Origin of the sequence: Cupriavidus sp. OTU4054 (assembly GCF_038440175.1) — a bacterium.
Taxonomy (GTDB): domain Bacteria; phylum Pseudomonadota; class Gammaproteobacteria; order Burkholderiales; family Burkholderiaceae; genus Cupriavidus; species Cupriavidus pauculus_D.
On the sequence record NZ_JASATF010000031.1, the window covers coordinates 65,379 to 80,250 of the forward strand.

Here is a 14,872-nt window from a genome sequence, read left to right on the forward strand (position 1 = left end):
CCGAACATGCGTGTACTGCTGGTGGAAGACGACGCCATGATCGGCGAGAGCGTGAAGCTCGCGCTGCGTCAGGAGGGCTTTACGCTCGACTGGGTGCGCGACGGCGAGTCCGGGCTCGATGCCGCGTCCGGACAGGGCGCGGACGGCGGCCACTACGACCTCGTGTTGCTCGACCTCGGTCTGCCGCGCAAGTCCGGGCTCGAGGTGCTGCGCGCGCTGCGGGCGCGGAATAACCGCACGCCGGTGCTGATCCTGACCGCGCGCGATGCCGTGGCCGATCGCGTGGCCGGGCTCAACGCCGGGGCGGACGACTACCTCGTGAAGCCATTCGATCTGCAGGAGCTTGCGGCGCGCATGCATGCGCTGGCGCGGCGCGCGGAAGGCCGTGCCGAGCCCGTGCTGCGCTATGGCGACATCGTGGTCAATCCATCTACGCGGGAAGTCACGCAGGCGGGCGAGGCCGTCAAGCTGTCCGCGCGCGAGTTCGCGCTGCTCTCCGCGCTGATGGCGCGTCCGGGCAAGGTCTGGTCGGTCCCGCAGTTGCAGGAGCGCCTGTACGGCTGGGACGACGAAGTCGGCAGCAATACGGTAGAGGTGTATATCCACGCGCTGCGCAAGAAGTTCGGCGCCGCGCTGATTCGGAACATTCGTGGTGTCGGCTATCTCGTGCCGCAACTTGAAGAAGGAAGCGCGGACTGATGCGATCGATCCAGCGAACGTTGCTGTGGTGGCTCGCGGCCGGCCTGCTGGCGGGCATCGCGATTGCCACCGCGCTGATCTACGGCCAGGCGCGGCAGGAAGCCAATGCGCTGTTCGACTACCAGATGAAGCAGGTGGCCGCCGCTTTGCCGAGCCAGTTCAGCAATCCCGTCGCGCCGCCGTTCGACCCATCGGATGGCACGGGCGCGGATCTGCTCCACGGCGACGAGGACGTCGTCATCCATATCTGGGACGGTTCCGGCCGCAGCCTGTATCTGTCGCATGCCCATCCGGCGCTGCCGCCGCGCGCCGAACTCGGATTCTCGAACGTGCGGACCGATCAGGGCGAATGGCGCATCTATAGCGTCCAGCTCGGCCCGGCGGTCGTGCAGATCGCCCAGCCGCTCAGCGCGCGGCGCACGCTGGCCGCGCATATGGCGCTGCGCACGGTGGCGCCGCTGCTGTTGCTGTTGCCGTTGCTGGGCTGGCTTGTGTGGCTCGCCGTCGGCCGCGGGCTGCGGCCGCTGCGGCAGATTGCGAGCGAGGTGCGCACGCGCGATGCCAATACGCTCACCCCCCTCGCACTGGGCCCGATGCCCGACGAGATCGCGCCGGTGGCTACGGCGCTCAACCAGCTGCTCGAGCGACTCTCGCATGCCATCGACACGCAGCGCGCATTCGTTGCCGATGCCGCGCACGCGCTGCGCACGCCGCTGACGGCGCTGCAGTTGCAGGCACAGCTCGTGGAGCGCGCGGACAGCGCGGAATCGCGCCAGCAGGCGGTGGCGCAGTTGCGCGCGGGGCTCGAGCGGCTGACGCACCTGGTGGCGCAACTGCTCACGCTCGCGCGGCAGGAGCCCAATGCTTCCGCGCCCGTGCACGATGCCGTCGATCTGCGCGCGCTGGCCGGCCGCGTGGTGGCGGACATGTCCCAGGCCGCGATCGATCGGGAAGTGGACCTCGGCCTCGAAGCCGCCGACGATGTGGTGGCGCACGTGCAGGGCGATGCCGATGCTTTGCGCATCCTGCTGACCAACCTCGTGGACAACGCGCTGCTTTATGTGCCGCGCGGCAGCCGCGTGGACGTGCGCGTTTGCCGCGCCAACGGGGCGGGCGAGGGTGGAGATTCGATCGATCTGGTGGTCGAGGACAATGGTCCCGGCATTCCGGCGGCCGAGCGCGCGCGGGTGCTCGACCGCTTCTATCGGTTGCCCGACGCGCCCACCGGCGGCAGCGGACTTGGGCTGTCGATCGTCGCGGAGATCGCGCAGCGGCACGGCGCGAGCGTGGCGCTCGAAGACGCCGCGCCCGGCCTGCGCGTGCGGATCAGGTTTCCGCTGCCGCGCGTGGATTGACGATCAGTCCGTGACGATCAGTTGACGGGCGCGACGAGCGCCTCGCCCGCGAAATGGCAACGGGCGTTCTCGATGAACTGTTCGATGGACGCGTTGATCGCCTCGGGCGACCATCCTGCCATGTGCGGCGTCAGCACGACGTTCGGGCAATCGAACAGCTCGACCGGCGGTGCCGGTTCGCTCTCGTAGACGTCGAGGCCCGCGCCGCCCACTTCACCGGCCTGCAGCGCATCGGCCAGCGCCGAGGTATCGACCACGCTGCCGCGCGCGATATTGACGAGGAAGCCCTGCGGGCCGAGCGCGCGCAGCACTTCGGTGTTCACGAGGTGACGCGTCTCGGCACCGCCCGGCGTGGCGATGATCAGGTAGTCCGCCCATTCGGCCAACGCCTTCACGTTATCGAAATAACGGTAGCTGGCGTCGGGCCGCTGCTTGCGATTGTGATAGCCGATCTCGCAGTCGAACGCGGCGCCGCGCTGCGCGATGCGGCGGCCGATCGTGCCGAGGCCGATGATCCCGAGCTTCTTGCCCGACACGTTCGGCGGCAGCGGCAGCGCGTTGCGCCAGATGCCGTCGCGCGTGGCGCGGTCGAGCGTGGGCACGCGGCGCACGGTGGCCAGCAGCAGCGCCATCGCATGATCGGCCACGCAGCTGTCGTTGGTGCCGGCGCCATTGCCGACCGCGATGCCGCGCGCGCGGGCATGCGCGATGTCGATATTCTCGTAACCCGCGCCCAATGCGCAGACCAGTTCGAGTTCCGGCATCGCATCGATCTCGTCGGACGTGAGACCCGTCGTGCCATTGGTCAGCACCGCGCGGAACGTTGGGCCGTGCGTGGCAATCTCGGCGACGCGGCCGGCGGTAGTGGGGGCGTAGCGGATCGCGTAGTGCTCGCCGATACGGGCGAGGTGCTCGGAATCCAGCTGAATCAGGATTAGCAGGGCGGGCTTCATGACGGGCAGGGGCGAGGCGATGGGAAGAAAAACTGACGCGCCATTCTAGCCTTCCGACGATGAAGATGCTTGTCGGACGTGTGATAGCTGCCCGATTATCGACCGGTGGATGGCACGCAGAAACGGGTACGCATCGCCACGGATGGCGCGCGAAATGCCCACGCAGAAACGGGTACGCTTACGGGCCCACTTTGGCCGCGCCGGCCTATCGCAAGCGCGCCCGACGCGCTAGGCTTGCGGGCATGTCCTCGACGCCGCTGCCTCCCGCTCCGCCATCGCCGGTCGCGCCCCCGCCCGACGCGGGCCGCTGGCGCTGGCTGCCCGCGCCCGATAGCTGGCGCTATCACCTGCTGCTGGGTGCCGCGGGCATGCTCGTGCTCGGGCCGCTCGGCAGCGTGGCGGCGGCGTATATGAACTTCTCGCTCGGGTTCTTCGTCGGCGGGCAGGTGCTTGCCGGCATTCTCGGCTCCGCGGTGACCGTCGGATATGGCGCGGCCGGCCGCCACGGCGCGAATTACATCCAGACAGCCGCCGCGTCGGTGGCGGGCATGGGCGGCATGGCGGTGATCATCCAGGCGATGGGGTGGATGGGTCTGGCCGAGCCGCCGCTCTGGCAGCTGGTGGCCTACATGCTGTGCATCGGCATGTATGGTGTGGGCGTGGGCATGCTCTACACCCCGTTGCTCGTGGACCGCATGCAGCTGACCTTTCCGTCGGGACTCGCGGTGGCCAATATCCTGCGCGCGCTGACCGATCCCGTGCTGTTGCGGCGCTCGATCGCGCGGCTCGCGGGCGGAATGGGGCTGGGCGTGTTGTGCGGCATCGGCGCATCGCGTGTGGCGTTCCTCGGCGCGATCGACCTGTCCGCCTCGACGTTCGGCGCGGGCATGATCGTCGGCGCGCGCATCGGCCTGGCGGCGCTCGTCGGCGGGCTCGCGGGCTGGCTGCTGACGCCGTTCTTCGTATCGATCGGGTGGCTTGCGCCCGGCGATCCCTATCGCAAGATCACGTTCCTGATTGCGCTTGGCATGATCATGGGCGCCGCGGCAGTCGATGTGTCGCTGCTGCTGGCCCGCGCATGGCGCTCGCGCAGCGGGCCACCGCTCGATCTGGCGGCGCATGCGGCCTCGCGGACATCGCCGTCCCTGACGTGGGTCGTGCCATGGGTCGTCGTGTGGGGCCTCGCCGTAGTCGTGGCGGGCATGGTCTGGTTCGGTCAGCCGCTCGGCTACCAGCTGATGGCGGTGCTGCTGGTGCTGCTGTTCGCGCTCGTCAACGGTATCTCGGTCGGCATGGTCGATCAGAACCCGATCTCGTCGGCGTTCGTGCTGACCGTGATCCTGATGGCGGCCATGGGACTGCACCAGCCGCACGTGGGCCTGATCGCGGCCACGGTCCTACTGGTATCCACCTCCGTCGCGTCCGACATGCAGCAGGATCGCTCGACCGGCTGGCGGCTCGGCACGGACCGCGTGATCCAGTTCGGCTATCAGGTGGCGGGCATCGTGGTCGGCGCGCTGCTCGCGGTCTGGCTCGCGCGCCTGTTCATGGGCGCGTATCCCGTGCTGCGGCTCGACCAGACCGTGCTGCCCGCCGATCAGCAGCCCGCGCGCTGGACCTCGGCCATGACGTACAAGATCGTCGGCGCGCTGCGCAGCATGACCGAAGACCGGCCGTATCAGCGGCTGGCCGTATGGATCGGCCTTGCGATCGGGCTCGTGACCGAGATCCTGCGCAAGGCGATTCGCGCATCGGCGCGCTGGCGGCGGTTCGTGGCCACGCGCCGCGCGGGAAAGATCGGCGACTTCCTGCTGGACGCCGCCATCCTGCCCTCTCCGTACGCGTCATCGTTCGGCGGCTTCGTCAATCTGCCCGCGGCCGCCTGGATGGCGGCGGGTGGCGTGCTCGCGAGCCTCGCCGACCATCGCGCCTCGAAGCGCGCGGACAGTGGCGAGCGTGTCGCGTTGCCGGAGGACATGACGACGACCTCGCTCGTAGGCGGTGGCCTGATCGCCGGCGACGCGCTGGCCGCGCTGGCGATCGGGCTGGCAGGTCTGGCCGCCGCGCTGGGCGGCTAGACCTCAGACTTCTTTCGTCATGCCCTTGAAGTCGATCCACTGGCCGAACTCTTCCTCGGTCACGTGGCCCGACGCGATCGCGGCTTCGCGCAGCGAAAGGTTCTTCTTCACGGCGAGCTTGGCGATGTCGGCGGCCTTGTCATAGCCGATATGCGGATTCAGCGCGGTCACAGACATCAGCGAGCGTTCGAGCAACTCCTGGATGCGCGCGCGATCGGGCTCGACCCCTTCGACCATATGCTCGGCGAAGCTCGCGGCCGCATCGGCAAGCAGCGTGACCGACTGCAGCAGGCTGTAGATGATGACGGGTTTGTACGCGTTGAGCTCGAGCGTGCCGAGGCCGTTCGCGAACGTCACGGTGGTGTGATTGCCGATGACGCGGCAACACACCATGGCGAGCGCCTCCGCCTGCGTGGGATTGACCTTGCCCGGCATGATCGACGAGCCCGGCTCGTTCGCGGGCAGGATCAGTTCGGCAAAGCCCGCGCGCGGGCCCGAACCCAGCAGCATGAAGTCTTTCGCGATCTTGAGGAACGACGACGCCGTGGTGTTGAGCGCGCCCGACAGATCGGCCAGTGCGTCATGCGAGGCCTGCAATGCGTAGCGGTTCGGTGCCGGTTCGAACGGCAGGCCCGTGTAGCCCGCGAGCGCGCGTGCGAACGCGGCGGCGAAACCGTCGGGCGAATTGAGGCCCGTACCCACCGCGGTGCCCCCCTGCGGCACGGGCATGGCGCGCAGCATCGCCTGCTGCAGCCGCGACTGCGCGTCGGCGACCTGCGTCATGTAACCCGAGAATTCCTGGCCGAGCGTCAGCGGGACCGCGTCCTGCAGATGGGTGCGGCCGACCTTGACGATGTCGGAGAACGCATGGACCTTGCGCGCGAACGTCTGCTGCAGCATTTCCAGCGCGGGCAGCAGCTTCTGCTGGATCGCGCGTGTCGCGGCGATATGCATCGCGGTGGGAAAGCTGTCGTTGGACGACTGGCTCGCGTTCACGTGGTCGTTCGGATGCACGGGCTTCTTGCTGCCGACCTCGCCGCCGAGCATCTGGATCGCGCGGTTGGCGATGACCTCGTTGAGGTTCATGTTGGTCTGCGTTCCGGAGCCGGTCTGCCAGACGGACAGCGGAAACTCGTCCGGCCACTTGCCGCCGATGACTTCCTCGGCGGCGCGCTCGATCGCGTCGGCGAGCTCCGGCTTGAGTACGCCGAGTTCGCGGTTGGCGCGGGCCGCGCAAAGCTTGAGAATGGCGAACGCCTCGATCAGCGACGGGGGCATCTTCTCGATGCCGATACGGAAGTTTTGCCGTGAACGCTCGGTCTGGGCCCCCCACAGGTGATCGGCCGGGACGGGAACATCTCCCAGGCTGTCTTTCTCGATGCGGGTGGACGTCTGGGTGGACGGTGACTTGTCGGACATGCGCGGACTCCTGATTCAGGAAAAGGGGCGACAGAGCCCTCTAGAATATCCGCGTTGTCCGCCAATCGTCGTGAAACACGCCGATGCCCCTGTCGGCTTCATGCGCATTGCGCGCGGGGTCTTCTACCGGCGTGTCATGCGCATGTCATGCTCAGGCGGTCATCTTGAGGCAGGCATCCATGCATGCCGCGCAGGCCTTCGCGCATTCCTGGCAGTGCCACGCATCGTGATGCTCGCACTCTTCCTTGCACCATTTGCAGATCTCGGCGCAGTCCTCGCAGACGAGGGGCGCGAATTCGCTGTTGCGCAGCATATACGAGGCGGCAAGCGCGCAGATGCCCGCGCAGTCCATGTCGAGCGCGATGCAACGCGTCATCTTGCGCACGTCAGGTTCTTCGAGGCACGCCGCCGCGCACTTGAGACACGCGGCCGCGCAGGCATTGCAGGCATCGATGCATGCGGCATAACGGCTGAAGTTTTCCTGCACTGAGGGACGGATCATCGGGAATTCTCCTTGGGGGTGAGAGGCCGTCAGGCAGGCAGAACCACCGGACCGCCTGCTTTCACAATAGCAGCCGGGGTGGCGTTGCGCCGCGTTATACGCAGGGCGGCGCTACAATGACGCACCGCCGTACGTAAGCAACGGCGCACGCGCTCCGAGGGAACGCACATCGATCGAGATCGTGGGCGTTCAATGAATATTGGTGGGGTTTGGCGCGAGTCAGCCGCAGATAAGGATAGTTATCATGGGTGAAGCAAAGCGGCGCGGGACGCCCGAAGAGCGGGCGCAACAGGCACAGGCGCGCGTGGACGCGCTGCGGCCGCAGCAACTGGTCTGCGGCGCGTGCAAGACGGCATTCAAGGAATTCGAGGCGCTCGAGGCGCCGGGCCTGCGTGGCATCGACGCGATCTTCGGTGGGCAATGTCCGAACTGCGGCAACGACGTACTCGTTTTCAAGGGCGAGTCGAAGGCCGTGGCCGAAGCGATGCTGGCCTACGAGAAGATGATGGGAGAAGGCACCAAGCTCGGCTACCAGCATGCCGACGGCACGCATGTCGCGTTCGATGCAACCGCCCCGCAGGCATCGGACGCTTCGGACAAGTCCACCCCGCACTGAAGGCTGCCGAGGACCGCCGCGGCAACATCGGCCCGGCCAGCTTTCGGCGCTGAAAGCTGGTTAGAGCTCCGCCTCGAGCAGCTCCGACGGGCCAATCTCGTAGCGGCCGCGCCCCTGCGTCTTGGCGCGATAGAGCAGCACGTCCGCGCTGCGCATCAGCGCGTCCTCGGTCATCGCGCCGCCCTGGAACAGCGCGATGCCGATACTGACATCGACATCGGTCGGGACGCCGTCGAAATGGAAGCCGCGCGCCACGGCTTCGAGGATCGACTCCGCCACGCCGCGCGCGCTGGCGGCGCTCTCGATGTTCTCCAGAATCACCGCGAATTCGTCGCCGCCGAGGCGCGAGACCACGTCGGCATCCCGCACGCAGCGCCGCAGCCGCAGTGCGAACGCCTGCAGCAGCAGATCGCCGACCGCATGGCCGTGCTGGTCGTTGACGGCCTTGAACCGGTCCATATCGAGGAACAGTAGTGCCATCAGCCGCCCGTCGTCGCGGCAGCGCGACATGGCCGCGTGCAGATGCGACTCGAATGCGCTGCGGTTGAACAGCTGCGTCAGATGATCGGTCTGCGACATGCGCGACAACCGCAACGTTTCCAGCTTGCGCTCCGTGATGTCCTGCGCGTGGATATGCACGCCGACCACCTGACTGCCGTCTTCGCTCCATTCGGGGCGATACGTCATTTCCATCCAGTGCGGCTGCGGATCTTCATACTCGGCGTCGAAGCTGACGATATGGCCGGCAAGCGCGCGTTGCAGGTGCGGCCGCGCGCGCGCGTAGCGGGCCTCCCCGAGCAGTTCCCGCACGGTCTTGCCGCGGATTTGTTCCACGGGCATGCCATAGACGCGCTCGTAGGCGATGTTGTTGAAGACGTAGCGTTCGTCCATGTCGATGAACGCCAGCAGTGCCGGCAGCGTATCGGTGACCGCGCGCAGCCGGCGCTCGCTCCGGGCCAGCAGCAGGCCGCGCTGGCGGACATCGCGCATCAGCCGGACGAACGCGCGCGTGACGTCGCCGATTTCGTCGCGATGCGGGCGAGGCGGCAGCCGTTCGAACGCCGACGCGTCGCCCGCGCTGTCGCGCACCACCTGGTGCAGGCGCGACAGCGGCGCGAGCAGCCGCCGGATGACCAGCCACAGGAGGGCGGCCGCGACCACGAGCGCGAGGCCGGACAACAGCACGAAGCGTTGCTGCATCTGCTTCAGCGGCGCAAAGGCTTCCTTGGCGGGCAGGACGGCCACGAGCTCCCAGCCCGTGGTTGCCATCAGGTAGCGCGCGATGACGGGCCGCGTCGGCGTCAGGAATTCGAGCCAGGAGCCGTTGTCGTCCACGCCGCAGGTATCGCCGACCGCCCGCGCGGGCTGCTGGCGCTGGGCGGCATCGGGATGCTGCACGTAGACGGGGTCCGGTCCCGACGAGACCAGACAATAGAAGCCCGTGTTGCCGAGCCGCACATGCGACAGTTCCACCAGAAAGTTCGAACTGGAAAGATCGAGCCAGCCACCCGCTATGCCGAGGAACGCGCTCGCGTCCGACAGTACGGGCACCGCCACGAGCACGCCGATCGTCCCGGAGACGCGCGCGCGAATGGGCGCGGTGACTACCGGCGACAGCGTGCGCGCGGCTTCACGGAAGTAGCTGCGATCGGAAACCTCTACCGGCACGTTGAGCGCCGTCAGCACATGACCGCCCGCGTCGGCGACCATCAGTGCGTTGAACGCCGTGGGAATCGGGATCGAGCGCTGCAGCGTTTGCAGCAGTTTCGGACCCAGCACGGCGGCCGGTTGCGTGGGGCTGGTGGCGAGGTTGTCGCGCAGTTGCGGTGTCAGGTGGCTGAGCAGCAGGATGCGGTCGTCCATGGCCGTATCGAGCTGATCGGCAGTGAGCTTGACGATCGAATCCTGCTGGTTCTGAAGTGCCTCGCGCAGATCCCGATGGGCGTAATAAAGCGAGCCGAGGACAATCCCAGCTCCGAACACGGCGACGAGAGCCGCCGCCATCAGTGCGATCCGCGTTTTCAGCGACGGCAATAAACGAGGCATAAGGCAAAACGGAACACGGGGCTGCCCGGAGGGATGCAAATGTCGTTCCGGGTGGCAAGCCAGCCACCACGGTAGCACGCTGCATGGGACTCGGTCAGCCGGGGAAGCAGGGGTTTGACAAGCCGGGATTTGGCAAGCCCGCCATGCGGGTCTCCGCGCGGTGTGGCGCCAATGTGACCTGTGTGCGGCGCGGCACTGTCAGCGTTTGAGGCGGCAAGGTATAGTGCGCCGTCGCGTCGGGCCCCCTGGATAAGCCGGGCCCGCGGTGTCGGGCGTGCTGCCGCGCGCCCCGCCGTCGCCGGCATGTCCGCCCGCCGCCTTTATTTGTCCTGCCATGAAATTGCCGTTCCTATCGCCTGGGTTGCTTGCGCTGCTGGTCGCAGCGGGAGGGGCCTTGCTGACGGGCGGCGCATGGCAGCAGGCCAAACGGCTCGAAAACCAGGTCGCCCAGCAGGACGCCGCGGCGCTGCTCGATCGCACGGCCGACGCGATTCGTGCACGGCTGGAAGAGAACGAGCGTCTGCTGCGCGGTGCGGCGGCACTGATGGCCGCCGACCCCGCCACCACGCGCGCGCAATGGCGCGGCTATGTCTATACGGCGCAGTTCGATGAATTGCCCCCGGGTACGCTGTCGATCGGGTACGTCAAGCTGGTCACGGCGGAGCAGGTACCGGCGCTCATCGACGCCATCCGCGCCGAAGGTCTCGGCGACTTCGAGATCCATCCCGTCGGCGAGCGGCCGCTCTACGCGCCCATCGTCTACGTGGAACCGTTCGCGGGGCGCAACGCGCGCGCGGTCGGCTACGACATGCTCAGCGACGCCACGCGCCGTGCGGCCATGGAGAATGCGCGCGACACCGGTCATGCCACGCTCACGCAGGGTCTGGAGCTCGTGCGGGAGGTCGAGGCGCAGACGCACCAGCGCGGCGCCGTGCTGTACGTACCGGTGTTTCCGGCCGGCATGCCCGCCGCCACGCGCGACGAACGCCGCGCAGCGGTCAGCGGCTACGTCTATGCGACGCTGCGCCTGGGCGATCTCATGCGTGGGGTAAGCGGCCCCGCCGCGGGCGAGCTCGTGCTCAGCCTGTATGAAGGCAACGCGAAGACGGCGCCGAACCTGCTTTCGGGCGAAGGCACCGACGGCGAACGCCGCGCGGACGGCCGCAAGCCGATGGTCGAGGCCGAACGGCAGCTGCAGTTCGGCGGTGTCATGTGGACGCTGCACGCCGCCACGCGCCCGGCATTCGAAGCCACGCACCGCAGCCAGGCCGGCATGCGCGTGCTGGTGCTGGGGACGCTGGCCACGGCCTTCATGGCATGGCTTGCGGGATGGCTGGCGCGGCAACGGCGCGATGCGCGCGAGCATGCGGAACGGGCGCGCGATGCGAGCCTGGAGGAGAACGAACGTCTGCGTACCTCGCTGGGCAAGGCCGAACTCGATGCGGCAACGGCCGCGGCGCGCTACGTCCGCCTGCTCGACCATGCCGCCTTCTGCGTGATCACGTTCGACGAAGCCGGCATGATCACGAGCATCAATCGCGCGGGGCTGCGCATGCTCTGGTATACGGAGGCCGAACTCGTCAGCCGCATGCCGTATGCGAGTCTCTACGATCCGGACGAACTGGCCGCGCGCGCACGCGACCTGTCGCAAGATCTTGGCACGCTGGTCGCGCCTGGGCTGGCCGCGCTGGTGGCCAAGCCGCAGCTGGGCCTGGCCGATGAGCGCGAGACGACCTATCTGCGCAAGGGCAGCTCGCGCCTGCCCGTGCACGTGACGGTGACCGCGATGTCGGATGCGCGCCCCGGCGAGGGCGGGTATCTGGCGATTGCGCACGACCTGACCGAGCGCCGGCGCGTGGACGAATACATCCGCCACCTCGCGCAGCACGACGCGCTGACGGGGCTGCCCAATCGGACCGAGCTGCACGACCGCACCGAGACGCTGTTGCAGGAAGCGCGTCGCAAGGGCAACCGCGTGGCGCTGCTGCTGCTCGATCTCGACCACTTCAAGCACATCAACGAATCGCTGGGCCATCCGGTCGGCGACGATGTGCTGCGCACGATCGCCGACCGCATCCGCGGCGCGGTGCGCCCCCGCGATGTGGTGGCGCGCATGGGCGGCGACGAATTCGCGGTCGTGCTGGGCGATCTGCGCCACGACAGCGAGGCGGAACTCGCCGCGTCCAAGATTCTGGCGCGCGTATCGGAAGAGCTCCAGCTCGCGGGACAGGCGCTGCGCGTCACGCCCTCGCTGGGCATGGCCATCTATCCGGAAGACGGCGATTCGCTGACGGATCTGCTCAAATCCGCGGACTCGGCGATGTACGCGGCCAAGCAGGGCGGGCGCGCGCAGTTGCGCCGCTTCGCAAGCGAGATGGCAGAAGCGTCGCTCACGCGCTTTACGATCGAGGCGCTGCTGCGGCGTGCGCTGGCCGAGCACGAGTTCTATCTGCGGTACCAGCCGATCGTCGATGTGGGCACGCGGCATGTGATCGGCGTGGAAGCGCTGGTGGGATGGGAAACGCCCGAGCGCGGCGTCATGCAGCCTTCGGAGTTCATTCCGATCGCCGAGCAATGCGGCCTCATCGGCGAACTCGGCGAATGGATTCTGGCGACGGCATGCCAGGACATTCAGGCGCTCCGTAACGAGCTGCACCGGGAGCTCGACGTCGCGGTCAACATCTCGCCGCTGCAGTTGCGCCAGCCGGGCTTCCCGGAGACCGTCATGCGCTGCCTCGATGCGGCGGGCCTGCCGCCCGACTGCCTGACGATCGAGGTGACCGAGGGCATCCTCGTCGAGGGCGGCGATACCACGATCGAAACGTTCCGCCAGATCCGCGACCTGGGCGTGGGGTTGTCGATCGACGATTTCGGCACCGGGTATTCGGGGCTTGGCTATCTGACGCGCCTGCCGATCAGCAAGCTCAAGATCGACAAGTCGTTCGTCGACGATGTGGCCTCACCGGGCCATGATCGCGCGGTGGCGGCGGCCATCATCACGCTGGGTCATCAGTTGCAGCTGCAGGTGGTGGCGGAAGGTGTGGAATCGCAGGCGCAGTTCGACGTGCTGCGTCACGACGGTTGCGACGCCGTGCAGGGTTTCCTGTTCTGTCCGCCCGTCGGCCTCGCGCGCCTGCGCGAGATCCTGTCCTCGGGACTCGAGGTGCCCATGCAGGAAGTGGTCACTGTGCGCATCTGAAATCACCACGCAGAAACGGGTACGCTTCGCGAATAAAAAACGGCATGGAGGATCCATGCCGCGTGTTCAGGTGACTTCAGCGCTCAGGTCTGGCTGGGCTGCAGCGTCTGGCTGCCGTCGGGGTTATGCAGGCGGCGGTAGAGTTCGTCGATGCGGGACCGGCTGCTCGCGAGTTCTTCGCGGCCCATCTCGGTCAGCAGGTAGACCCGGCCGATCCCGTCGCGCAACACGCTCTCCAGATAGCCTTCCATCTGCAGCGCTCGCAGTAGCGGGCGTACGGTGCCGATATCGACCTGGAACCCGTACTCGACGAGCATTTCCGCGAGCATGGCGACCGTGGCGGGCACCTCCAGGGCAAATTGCATCACATAGACGCGGGCCAGCAGGCCAAGGAACTGTCTTTTCATTTCGCAGGCAACGCAAAACTGGGGGTGGCGGTTGACGCCGGACAGTTTACGCCGGCTTACAAGCAGACGCGCGCGAACTCACCCCCATCGCGCAGCGCCAGTAGCGTACGATACTCCATTCCCGCTCCGCACAAAAAAAGAAGCCGCCAGGAGGGCCTGGCGGCTTGTCGGGAATGCGTCGGAGGGGTCAATTAACTCTGGCGCAGGACAGAGTTTAAAGGAATCGAATACGCGATGTCACGTCTTGTGGTAGCGCCCCCTCCATTTGGGGGGTGCCGGCGTTCGCGATGTGATGCTGGGAACGCAGCATATCTGCAACAACGCCCGCGTTTGCCCCGTTCGCGTGCATAAAACGGCTGTTTTGCCACGGATTCCCGATTTCCATGGCGCGATATGACCCGGGCAGGGAAAGGTCCGAAACCGGCTTGCAGGGTGCTTCGGAAGCCGCTGTAATGCCTGTTGGACGCGGTAGCAGTGTTCCCGAAGGTATCGGGAAGGCGCTTTCCAGGCGTGCTGTGTGTTTTGCGCAACAATAAGCGGCAGCGTCGCGCTGCCATCCGTACGTCAGAGGCGTACGTCATCTCGTCATCTCTCCACTGCCGCATGAAACCAAACGATATCGTTCGCCTGCTCGCGCTGTCCGCGATCTGGGGCGCCAGCTTTCTGTTCATTCGCATTGGCGCGCCCGTGCTCGGACCGCTGCCGGCGGCGTTCTTTCGCGTGCTGATCGGCGCCGCCACGCTCGCGGCGTGCCTGGCGTTCATGCGCGTGCACTGGGACATGCGCGGCAAGTGGCGCGCGGTGATGACCCTTGGCGTCATCAACTCCGGCATTCCGTTCGTGATGTATGCCGTGGCCGCGTTATGGCTGCCGGCCGGGTACTCCGCGGTGTTCAATGCGATGACGCCGCTGATGGGCGTGCTGATCGGCGCGCTCTTCTTCGCGGAACCGCTGACACGCGCGAAGGCCATCGGGGTGGTGCTGGGTTTGCTGGGGGTGGCCGTGCTGACGCGGACCGGGCCCGTCACGTTCTCGCCGGTGGTGCTGCTGGGTGCGGCGGCCTGCCTCGTGGCAACGCTCTGCTACGGGCTGGCCGGCTTTCTGACGCGCCGCTGGATCACGGCGCAGGGCGGGCTCGACAACCGTCTGGTCGCCGCGGGCAGCCTGATCGGCGCGACGCTTTTCCTGCTGCCGTTCAGCGCCGTTGCCCTGATGCGCGAAAACACGCTGCCGCTGGCGGGGGCGGGCGTCTGGGCCGCGATGCTCGCGCTGGGCATGTTCTGCACGGCCATTGCCTACGTCATGTACTTCCGGCTGATCGCCGACATCGGCCCGGTACGGTCGCTGACGGTCACGTTCCTGATTCCGCCGTTCGGCATCGTCTGGGGCTGGATCTTCCTCGGGGAGACGCTGTCGCCCGCGCATGCCGCGGGCATGGCATTGATTGGCGGTGCGGTATGGATGGTATTGGGGGGGGGCAAGGCCGGCGCCGCGGGGCGGCCCGGCGGCGTTTGGGGGGGGGGGGGGGGGGGGGGGGGGGGGGGGGGGTGGTGGGGGGGGGGGGGGGGGGGGGGGGGGGGGGGGGGGGGGGGGGGGGG

Annotated in this window: 11 protein-coding genes; 6 read left to right on the plus strand and 5 right to left on the minus strand. The window is 67.5% G+C overall.

Going from position 1 to position 14,872, the window contains the following annotated elements:
* The first annotated feature begins 6 nt into the window (after positions 1–6).
* The gene (locus AAHB16_RS27660; RefSeq protein WP_342052506.1) at positions 7–699 is read left to right on the plus strand and encodes a response regulator transcription factor; all 693 of its coding nucleotides are present in this window, start codon (positions 7–9) and stop codon (positions 697–699) included.
* On the plus strand, positions 699–2,054 hold the full coding sequence (locus tag AAHB16_RS27665; protein ID WP_150375898.1) for a sensor histidine kinase: 1,356 nt from the start codon (positions 699–701) through the stop codon (positions 2,052–2,054). Before AAHB16_RS27660 ends, AAHB16_RS27665 begins: the two co-directional genes overlap by 1 nt.
* 17 nt (positions 2,055–2,071) lie before the next feature.
* Here the strand turns inward: AAHB16_RS27665 and AAHB16_RS27670 are convergent, their stop codons facing one another.
* Entirely contained in the window at positions 2,072–3,007 is a 936-nt protein-coding gene (locus AAHB16_RS27670) for a 2-hydroxyacid dehydrogenase (protein WP_150375896.1), read from the minus strand.
* A gap of 242 nt (positions 3,008–3,249) precedes the next feature.
* On the opposite strand from AAHB16_RS27670, the gene AAHB16_RS27675 reads away from it, so the two are divergent.
* Complete coding sequence (locus AAHB16_RS27675; protein ID WP_446718141.1) at positions 3,250–5,085, plus strand: OPT/YSL family transporter; 1,836 nt, start codon at positions 3,250–3,252, stop codon at positions 5,083–5,085.
* Between the two features lie 3 nt (positions 5,086–5,088).
* Here the strand turns inward: AAHB16_RS27675 and fumC are convergent, their stop codons facing one another.
* Together fumC and AAHB16_RS27685 are read right to left on the minus strand one after the other, a co-directional pair.
* Entirely contained in the window at positions 5,089–6,504 is a 1,416-nt protein-coding gene (gene fumC / locus AAHB16_RS27680; protein WP_342052507.1) for a class II fumarate hydratase, read from the minus strand.
* Between the two features lie 151 nt (positions 6,505–6,655).
* Positions 6,656–7,006 (minus strand): four-helix bundle copper-binding protein, encoded by a 351-nt coding sequence (locus AAHB16_RS27685; protein ID WP_150375890.1) that lies wholly within the window; start codon positions 7,004–7,006, stop codon positions 6,656–6,658.
* A gap of 244 nt (positions 7,007–7,250) precedes the next feature.
* Between AAHB16_RS27685 and AAHB16_RS27690 the strand changes: the two genes are divergently transcribed.
* On the plus strand, positions 7,251–7,622 hold the full coding sequence (locus AAHB16_RS27690) for a hypothetical protein (protein ID WP_150375888.1): 372 nt from the start codon (positions 7,251–7,253) through the stop codon (positions 7,620–7,622).
* Positions 7,623–7,682: 60 nt separating this feature from the next.
* Here the strand turns inward: AAHB16_RS27690 and AAHB16_RS27695 are convergent, their stop codons facing one another.
* Positions 7,683–9,668, minus strand: a complete 1,986-nt coding sequence (locus tag AAHB16_RS27695) for a diguanylate cyclase domain-containing protein (RefSeq protein ID WP_150375886.1) — start codon at positions 9,666–9,668, stop codon at positions 7,683–7,685.
* A gap of 334 nt (positions 9,669–10,002) precedes the next feature.
* On the opposite strand from AAHB16_RS27695, the gene AAHB16_RS27700 reads away from it, so the two are divergent.
* Positions 10,003–12,867 carry a bifunctional diguanylate cyclase/phosphodiesterase gene (locus tag AAHB16_RS27700; RefSeq protein ID WP_342052508.1) on the plus strand — a complete coding sequence of 955 codons (2,865 nt, stop codon included), beginning with the start codon at positions 10,003–10,005 and terminating at the stop codon, positions 12,865–12,867.
* Between the two features lie 83 nt (positions 12,868–12,950).
* Here AAHB16_RS27700 and AAHB16_RS27705 read toward each other — a convergent pair whose 3' ends face one another.
* Positions 12,951–13,274, minus strand: coding sequence for a PadR family transcriptional regulator (locus AAHB16_RS27705; protein ID WP_150375882.1), 324 nt, complete (start codon positions 13,272–13,274; stop codon positions 12,951–12,953).
* A 603-nt stretch (positions 13,275–13,877) separates the two neighbouring features.
* Here AAHB16_RS27705 and AAHB16_RS27710 point away from each other — a divergent pair.
* A partial coding sequence (locus AAHB16_RS27710; RefSeq protein ID WP_342052509.1) for a DMT family transporter occupies positions 13,878–14,872 on the plus strand: 995 nt, incomplete at its 3' end.

What these genes read in the sequence shown, in the direction of transcription:
- AAHB16_RS27700 (WP_342052508.1), top strand. Translation starts at nt 10,003, where the DNA reads ATGAAATTGCCGTTCCTATCGCCTGGGTTGCTTGCGCTGCTGGTCGCA.
- AAHB16_RS27695 (WP_150375886.1), bottom strand. Translation starts at nt 9,668, where the DNA reads ATGCCTCGTTTATTGCCGTCGCTGAAAACGCGGATCGCACTGATGGCG.
- AAHB16_RS27665 (WP_150375898.1), top strand. Translation starts at nt 699, where the DNA reads ATGCGATCGATCCAGCGAACGTTGCTGTGGTGGCTCGCGGCCGGCCTG.
- AAHB16_RS27705 (WP_150375882.1), bottom strand. Translation starts at nt 13,274, where the DNA reads ATGAAAAGACAGTTCCTTGGCCTGCTGGCCCGCGTCTATGTGATGCAA.
- AAHB16_RS27670 (WP_150375896.1), bottom strand. Translation starts at nt 3,007, where the DNA reads ATGAAGCCCGCCCTGCTAATCCTGATTCAGCTGGATTCCGAGCACCTC.
- AAHB16_RS27660 (WP_342052506.1), top strand. Translation starts at nt 7, where the DNA reads ATGCGTGTACTGCTGGTGGAAGACGACGCCATGATCGGCGAGAGCGTG.
- AAHB16_RS27685 (WP_150375890.1), bottom strand. Translation starts at nt 7,006, where the DNA reads ATGATCCGTCCCTCAGTGCAGGAAAACTTCAGCCGTTATGCCGCATGC.
- AAHB16_RS27675 (WP_446718141.1), top strand. Translation starts at nt 3,250, where the DNA reads ATGTCCTCGACGCCGCTGCCTCCCGCTCCGCCATCGCCGGTCGCGCCC.
- fumC (WP_342052507.1), bottom strand. Translation starts at nt 6,504, where the DNA reads ATGTCCGACAAGTCACCGTCCACCCAGACGTCCACCCGCATCGAGAAA.
- AAHB16_RS27690 (WP_150375888.1), top strand. Translation starts at nt 7,251, where the DNA reads ATGGGTGAAGCAAAGCGGCGCGGGACGCCCGAAGAGCGGGCGCAACAG.